Here is a 7,922-nt window from a genome sequence, read left to right on the forward strand (position 1 = left end):
GTGCTGGATGCCACCGCCGCCCGCGAAGCAGCGGCAGCAGGAGCGCGTTTTATTCTTTCCCCGGTGCTGGAACCGGAAGTAATTACAGCTGCGCGGGAACTTGGTGTGGTGAGCATTCCAGGCGCTTATACCGCTACGGAAATTTATGCCGCCTACAAGCAGGGGGCCGACATGATCAAAGTGTTCCCGGCTACTTCCGCTGCATATATTAAAGACATTACAGCGCCGCTGCCCAAAATGCACCTGCTGCCAACCGGTGGCATTACGCCGGAAAATATAAAGGACTTCCAGCAGGCCGGCGCCGCCGGTTTTGGTATTGGCAGCGCGCTGGTGAATGCCAAAACCGCCGTTACGCCGGAGTACCTGCAACAACTAACGGAAAAATCGCGGCAGTTTATCCGCGCCATTCAATCCTGAAAAAGCAATACAACGTTATGAAAATAAAGAGCTATGAATTGTTCCAGGTGCCGCCCCGCTGGTTGTTCCTGAAAATAGAAACGGACGAAGGCATTATTGGCTGGGGCGAACCGGTGATTGAAGGCAAAGCCGCTACAGTAAAAACTGCGGTGGACGAACTGATGGAATACCTGGTGGGTAAAGATCCCATGCATATAGAAGACCACTGGAACGTGATGTACCGGGCAGGCTTTTACCGCGGAGGGCCTATCCTGATGAGCGCTATTGCAGGCATCGACCAGGCCCTGTGGGACATCAAAGGAAAATACTACAACGCGCCCGTGCACCAGTTGCTTGGAGGTAAGGCGCGCGATAAAATGAAAGTCTATTCCTGGATTGGGGGCGACCGCCCCGCAGAAGTGGGAGCTGCTGCCCGTAAAATGGCGGAACAGGGTTTCCTGGCGGTAAAGATGAATGCTACCGAAGAGCTGCAGTATATCGACAGCTATGAAAAGATAGACGCCGCCATACAACGCATTGCCGCTGTACGCGAGGCGGGTGGCGCCGGTATGGGTATCGGCATCGACTTTCACGGCAGGGTACACAAGCCCATGGCTAAAATACTGGCCAAAGAGCTGGAGCCCTTCCGCCCGATGTTTATTGAAGAGCCGGTGCTGCCGGAAAATAATGAAGACCTGCGCGAAATAGCACAACACGTGGCTATTCCCATTGCCACCGGCGAGCGTATGTTTTCCAAATGGCAGTTCAAAACATTGCTGAAGGAAGGCTATGCAGACATTATCCAGCCGGATGTGTCGCATGCCGGCGGTATCACCGAATGCAAAAAGATTATTTCCATGGCCGAAGCCTTTGATGTGGCCGCCGCCCCGCATTGTCCGTTGGGCCCAATCGCACTGGCCGCCTGCCTGCAGGTAGATGCTACCTGTCACAATGCTTTTATACAGGAACAAAGCCTGGGTATTCACTATAACCAGGGTAGCGACCTGCTGGATTACCTGGCAGATAAAACCGTGTTCCAGTACAAAGACGGCTATGTGGAAATTCCTTCCAAACCTGGTTTGGGTATAGAGATCAACGAAACGCATGTACGAAAAATGGCTGCAGAAGGGCATAACTGGCGCAATCCCGTGTGGCGCCATACGGATGGCAGTGTAGCAGAATGGTAAATACAGACCTGTAAGAACCACATGAAAGCATTTAATTCTAACGTAAAACCAACAAGAATACGTTACCAGGTGCTGTTCCTGATATTTGTGAACGTGGTGATCAACTACATGGACAGGAGCAACCTGGCCGTAGCCGCTTCTGAAATAGACAAGGAGTTTAAACTTACGCCGGTACAACTGGGACTGGTCTTTTCCGCTTTTAGCTGGACCTACCTGGCATTCCAGATCCCAGGCGGTATACTGGTAAACCGTTTCAGTCCACGTATGTTGTATGCATTCAGTCTTATAGCCTGGTCGCTTGCCACTATTGTACAAGGTTTTGCAAAAGGTTTTGCCACGCTGTTTGGTTTACGTATGGCCACCGGCGCGTTTGAAGCGCCTGCATTTCCCATCAACAACCGGGTGGTGAGCAATTGGTTCCCCGACAATGAGCGGGCTTCCGCTATTGCGGTATATACTTCCGGGCAATTCCTGGGCCTGGCCTTCCTGATGCCGGTGTTGTCGATGATCCAGCTGGAAGTAGGGTGGAGGGGGCTTTTTGTGGTGACCGGCCTTATTGGCATTGTATGGGGCATTATATGGTACCTGTTTTACAGGGATCCGCTTCATCACAAAGGAGTGAATGCGGCGGAGCTGCAGCATATTGAAAGCGGCGGCGGTATGCTGGACAAACAACAGGCGGAGAAGCAAAGCGCTTTTCGCTGGACTGATCTGAAAGCAGTGCTTTCTTACCGCAAGTTATGGGGCATCTATATTGGCCAGTTTGCGGTGAATGCCACGCTCTGGTTCTTTCTCACCTGGTTCCCTAAATACCTGGTAGATTACCGTGGCCTGGATTTCATCAAATCGGGTTACTGGGCCTCCATCCCTTATCTCGCCGCATTTACGGGTATTTTGTGCTCAGGTTTTTTATCGGATTACCTGGTGAAGAAAGGGGTATCTGCCGCCAAAGCGCGTAAGCGGCCCATCATCATAGGTTTGCTGTTGTCGGTCTTTATACTGGGAGCTAACTATGTACACTCACCGGGGCTGATTATTTTTTTTATGTCCCTTTCATTTTTTGGGATAGGCTTTGCTTCTATCACCTGGATCTTTGTATCAACGCTGGCGCCTAAACACCTCATCAATCTTACCGGCGGGGTATTTAATTTTGTAGGGCAGCTGGCGGGCATTATAGTACCCATTGTGATAGGTGTCCTGGCCAGCGGTGGTAACTTTGCACCCGCATTGGTATTTATAGCGGTGATGGGATTGTTGGGCGCATGCTCCTATCTTTTCCTGGTGGGGAATGCAGAACGGATAAAAACGGAGGATGATGAATAAAGAGAAGATGAATTATTTTTTAAGTTGCGACTGGGGCACCAGCTCCTTCCGGTTGCGGCTGGTGGAAACCGGGAGTCTGCATATTATCGCGGAGGAAAGATCAGGTGCCGGTATTGCCGGTACCTACCAGCAATGGCAGCAAACATCACTGCCCCGGGAAGATTTTTTTGCTGCCATCATCAACCGGCAGATCGATGTGCTTGCAGGGAAAACAGGTATTTCCCTACAAGACACGCCGGTAGTGATTTCCGGTATGGCCTCATCCAGTATAGGGATGATAGAGCTGCCTTACAAAGCCTTGCCTTTCAGTTTGAGCGGAGCGGATTTGCCTGTACACACTTTCCAGCGGTTTCTTATTGTTTCCGGCGCCAGCAACGGGCATGATGTGATGCGTGGGGAAGAAACCAAAGTGGTGGGCTGCCTTACATTGTTGCCCGATACCACTGCGGAACAATGGCTGCTGCTACCAGGCACACATCCCAAACATATAGTGGTGCATAACAAACAGGCCATTCGTTTTCAAACGTTCATGACGGGAGAGTTTTTTGATTTGCTGTCCACGCACAGCATCCTCGCTGCATCGGTAGGGGCAGAAGGTACACTGGACGATTCCCTCGACTATTTTACAGAGGGAGTGCAGGCCGGGTGGTCGGACAACCTGCTGCATGCAGCTTTTATGGTACGCACCAACCAGTTGCTCAAAAAGATCCCCGCTGCGCATAACCGTTTTTATTTAAGCGGGTTGTTGATTGGCGCTGAACTGAAAGCCGTACCGGCAGACATGGCGGTGTACCTGGTGGCGGGGCCTCAGCATATTCCGCTTTACACAGCCGCGAGCAGGGTGTTGAATATTAAAGTGGCGGCGGTGATTGATGCGGATGAGGCGTTGGTTAGGGGGCAGAGGGAAGTTGTTTGGAGCAATTTGTAGTATACTATAGTATGTATAAAGCCCTGCAGTTTTTATTGCAGGGCTTTATACATTTTACCAGCCATATACGATCCGCAGGCAGCCATCAGGGTTTATGGTGCGATCTTCGAGGAATCTTTTTTTCATCCACTGTTTCCTGTTTTTGGAAACAGCTTTCCAGTTAGGATGGTTTTTGAATCTTAATGCATATGGTTTGTTAGTTCCATCATCGGTATATGTCATACCGATATATGGATGATCCCAGCACCACCGCCAGAAAGTAGGGTGCCAATGGCATCTTGGGCAAATGGCATAAGTTTCCTTTCTAACCAGGTTATAGGTTCTGCGATGGGTTGTTTCTTTCAGGCATTTCTTTTTTTTCACTTGTAGACACATTTGGTGCTACAAGGCGTCAAACTTTTTTTTCATAGTTTTTATAAAGAGCAGCCTGCAAGATATACATTATTTGCTTTATGGCCGTGGGTTCCATCATTTGCTATCCAAATACTTCATTACTGCATCATAGTCACCGGTATTGATCCTGGCTGTTTACATTTGCCGCGCTGCTTCATCAGACAGTGGGGACGCAATACGCCTGGAAAAAACTGTATATATCTTTCGCCAATAGTTCAGGACATTCCATAGCCGGGAAATGTAATCCCTCATCATAGGAACTCCACCTATCGGGGTTACCCAGGGGGCCCAGTAATTTTTTAAGAAGCGCGCCATCACCGCCAAATGCCGCCATTGCTGAAGGAACTTTTGGCGGAGCCCAGGATTGTTCATTGGTATCACCGCTTTGCGTATTCCAGTCGAACGACATATTCATGCCATCGTACAAGGTATAAGCAGCAGATTCGCCAAGTTTATTGAACCAGTAAATTGAAATACTGGTGAGCATCAGATCTAAATCAATGGCATCTTCAGGCAAATGTTTTGCTGGATTTGTCCATGCCTGGTATTTCTCCATAATCCAGCCTAATAAACCTACGGGACTATCGGTGAGTGGATAGGCCAGTGTTTGAGGCTTTGTTGAAAGAATTTTCAGATAGGCGGTTTCTTTTTTTTCATAATCCCTGAACGCAGCGATTTGTTTCTTTTCATCGTCTGAGAAGGATGATAGGTCCTGCGGCAGCATGCCCATTCCTGTTACAGCTGTGTAATCAGTATTGATATGCGTTCCCAGTAACCGGTGCCCGGCAATGGCGGATAGCATGCTTGTAATGCCGGCGCCCATATCTGTGCCATGTGCGGCAAATTTTTCATATCCTAATGCAGTCATCAGTTCTGCAAAAACAGCCGCTATTTTTATCAGGTCCCAGCTTTCGTTGTTCGCAGGGATAGAAAAGCCAAATCCTGGTATGGAAGGAATGATCAGGTGAAAAGAAACGGTTGGCTCCATTCCTTGTTGCGATGGGTTGGTAAGCAGTCCGGCTATCTTTATAAACTCAACAAATGAGCTGGGATAACCGTGAATGAGCATTAGCGGAATGGCGTTGGGATCAGCAGATTTAATATGCAGAAAATGTATGGGCTGGCCGTTTATGTTAGCAATATATTGTGGATATTGATTTAACCAGGCTTCCTGCTTTTTCCAGTTAAAGGTTGTTTGCCAATAGTGTGCAATTTTTTGCAGGTAAGATACCGGCGCTCCGTATTTCCAGTCATCTGCTTTTCCTGCCGGGAAGCGCGATAAGGTTAATCTCTGGTTCAGATCATCAATTTCCTCCTGGGGAATATTAATTGTGAACGGGCGGATGGTGTTATTCATACAATCTAGTTTTGTTGCAGTAAAGGTGCGTCAAAAACTATCAGTATAATTATCCAAATGTCGGTAGTAATGGTACTTTTTCCGGTAAAATTATTCATGCTTCCTGTATGCGGCAGGCGTCAGGTTTTCTCTTTTTTTAAAAGCCTTAATAAAGTTGGAAGTTTCCGGGAAATTAAGCCAGTTGGCAATTTCCTGTACCGACATGGTTGTTTGTCTCAGTAATGTTTTTGCTTCCAGGAAAACCGTTTCATCGATCAGTGTTTTGGCGGGTTTCCCGATTTCGGACAACAGGATTTCACTCAGATACTTGGAAGTTATGTTCATTTCCCGGGCATAAAAATCAACCGTTCGTTTTGTTAAGAAATGCGCTGCCACAAGACTTTGAAATTGCCGCACCAGTTTTTGTTTATGGGTGAGCCCATTCGCCTTATGCGTAAGGTCGATGTCGTACATTTTTTTGGCAAGCATGAGGATAGCGTAAACAATACCGGGTACAATGGTTTCGTCATCCCTGAATGCTTTAAGCGTATTGAACAGCAATCTCATTTGCTTTAATTGCGCAGCATTTAGCTGGATTACATGATTACCGCCGGGCAGGAAAAACGGCAATGAATCAGGAAATCCTCCAGACAGGGAGTCCCGGAAAAAATCCCGCGTAAACAGTATTGTATCCGTTAGCGCCGTGGATTCATTCAGCCATTGGGAAATAGTACCGGGGCCAATGGCAATACAACTGCCCTTACTTATGACATATTCATTGTTTGCAATACGAACGTTGTCTTTACCGCCATAGGTGATGCCTATACCATAAAAAAAGTTACGTATCGGGAAGCGGATGTCTGCTACTTTAAATGTGGCATCGTCCAGCAACATATATTGGGCATTCCCTGCTTTAAAAAAGTTATACTTTATATATTTGAAAATATCGAATGATGCAAGATCCATTCCCTTTCTCATATGGGGTATGTGGTTGTTCGTATAAATTAAGATATTGTAGGGCAGATCACCAAATAAAATGTTGCTGCGTATTGTGGAAATTGATAAGGAAAATACCCGGGCTGCAGGTGATGCCAATACTATCATTAACAAGATAGTAGCTGGCTGATTGGCTTGCCCGGTACCGGCAACAGAAATGCAAACTCCAGGCGGGTTTTTGCACGCAAAACCCGGGATACAATTAAAATCAGTATTAGTCTATAGAATAAGTAGGTTATTTGCCGGTAATTGATATCTTTGTGTATCAAACCAACTGACTTTATTATTACCAGGCATGAGAAAAACATTTAAGAATATTCTGCAAACCCTGTTTATAGTGTCTGTATCCGCTGTTTGGGGGAACGGTTTAAAAGCGCAGCCGGCTAATCATAGTCAGGATAAACAGGCTGTTGATCCTAATTCCATCGACCGCGGCTACCTGGTTAAAGTAGGGGAGCAGGCTCCGGACGATTTTGAGCTGGTGTTGCATGATGGAAGTAAAACCTCTCTGAAACAGCTCCGGGGAAAAATAGTAGTGCTGCAGTTCACTGCCAGCTGGTGCAGTGTATGCCGTAAGGAAATGCCTCACCTGGAAAGTGATGTGTGGAAAGCTTACCAGGATAAGAACGTGGTGCTGATCGGTGTTGACCGCGACGAGCCGCTGGAAAAGGTGCAGCAGTTCCATCGGGATATGCAGATCACTTATCCCCTGGCCCTGGATCCGGGCGCTGACATCTTTGGCCGCTTTGCAGTGAAAAAGAGCGGAGTTACCCGTAATGTAGTGATAGACCCTAACGGGAAAATAATTTTTCTTACCCGCTTATATGATCCGAATGAATTTAGTGAAATGGTGAAGGTGATTGATGGATTGGCGAAGCGATTGTAAAAAGATATAAGATCATAGATGTAATCCATCAGGCGTTTACTCATCTGAAAAATATTAACATTACAGGCAGTTTTTGTTGGCAATGCTGGTGTGGCTGCCTGCCATGATAACATGTTATACGGATTCAGCAAAGGAAGTGTTTGACGAATGAGGTCACCCATTTTAAATATCTTTTTAAAAAATTATATTCAAAATTTTGAAAAATAAAATAATTAACTACTTTTGCATCCCGTCAAGGCGGGGGAATACCGGTAAAACGGGACGTAGCGCAGCCCGGTAGCGCGCTTGCATGGGGTGCAAGAGGTCGCTGGTTCGAATCCAGTCGTCCCGACAGACAAGTAAAACGCTTTGTTATCAATTGTAACAAGTTTTGCAGTAAAAGCCCGTAGATGCCACATCTACGGGCTTTTTTCATTCTTCCCCTGTATCAAAGCATTTTATTGTATTTCAATTTGTGGGCCGAGTAATCCCATGAGT

At 47.0% G+C, this 7,922-nt stretch carries 8 protein-coding genes and 1 tRNA gene; 6 read left to right on the top strand and 3 right to left on the bottom strand.

Features of this window, described 5'->3' with window-relative positions:
- The 4 genes from VIM72_RS16995 to VIM72_RS17010 form a co-directional block, all read left to right on the top strand.
- Positions 1-417, top strand: a 417-nt coding sequence (locus tag VIM72_RS16995) for a bifunctional 4-hydroxy-2-oxoglutarate aldolase/2-dehydro-3-deoxy-phosphogluconate aldolase (RefSeq protein ID WP_332004025.1), incomplete at its 5' end; no start/stop codon positions are given.
- Positions 418-434: 17 nt separating this feature from the next.
- On the top strand, positions 435-1,583 hold the full coding sequence (gene dgoD / locus VIM72_RS17000) for a galactonate dehydratase (RefSeq protein ID WP_332004026.1): 1,149 nt from the start codon (positions 435-437) through the stop codon (positions 1,581-1,583).
- 21 nt (positions 1,584-1,604) lie between these two features.
- Positions 1,605-2,906 (top strand): MFS transporter, encoded by a 1,302-nt coding sequence (locus VIM72_RS17005; protein ID WP_332004027.1) that lies wholly within the window; start codon positions 1,605-1,607, stop codon positions 2,904-2,906.
- On the top strand, positions 2,899-3,834 hold the full coding sequence (locus VIM72_RS17010) for a 2-dehydro-3-deoxygalactonokinase (protein WP_332004028.1): 936 nt from the start codon (positions 2,899-2,901) through the stop codon (positions 3,832-3,834). Before VIM72_RS17005 ends, VIM72_RS17010 begins: the two co-directional genes overlap by 8 nt.
- 54 nt (positions 3,835-3,888) lie before the next feature.
- On the opposite strand, the gene VIM72_RS17015 is transcribed toward VIM72_RS17010, so the two are convergent.
- From VIM72_RS17015 to VIM72_RS17025, 3 genes are all read right to left on the bottom strand, one after another.
- Complete coding sequence (locus VIM72_RS17015; RefSeq protein ID WP_332004029.1) at positions 3,889-4,197, bottom strand: hypothetical protein; 309 nt, start codon at positions 4,195-4,197, stop codon at positions 3,889-3,891.
- A 187-nt stretch (positions 4,198-4,384) separates the two neighbouring features.
- Complete coding sequence (locus VIM72_RS17020; RefSeq protein WP_332004030.1) at positions 4,385-5,584, bottom strand: epoxide hydrolase family protein; 1,200 nt, start codon at positions 5,582-5,584, stop codon at positions 4,385-4,387.
- A 90-nt stretch (positions 5,585-5,674) separates the two neighbouring features.
- Positions 5,675-6,541, bottom strand: coding sequence for a helix-turn-helix domain-containing protein (locus tag VIM72_RS17025; protein ID WP_332004031.1), 867 nt, complete (start codon positions 6,539-6,541; stop codon positions 5,675-5,677).
- Between the two features lie 313 nt (positions 6,542-6,854).
- On the opposite strand from VIM72_RS17025, the gene VIM72_RS17030 reads away from it, so the two are divergent.
- Positions 6,855-7,445, top strand: a complete 591-nt coding sequence (locus tag VIM72_RS17030; RefSeq protein ID WP_332004032.1) for a peroxiredoxin family protein — start codon at positions 6,855-6,857, stop codon at positions 7,443-7,445.
- 257 nt (positions 7,446-7,702) lie between these two features.
- Positions 7,703-7,776: transfer RNA gene (locus tag VIM72_RS17035), tRNA-Pro, on the top strand.
- Positions 7,777-7,922 lie beyond the last annotated feature (146 nt).

This window comes from Chitinophaga sp., assembly GCF_036569185.1.
Lineage (GTDB): Bacteria > Bacteroidota > Bacteroidia > Chitinophagales > Chitinophagaceae > Chitinophaga.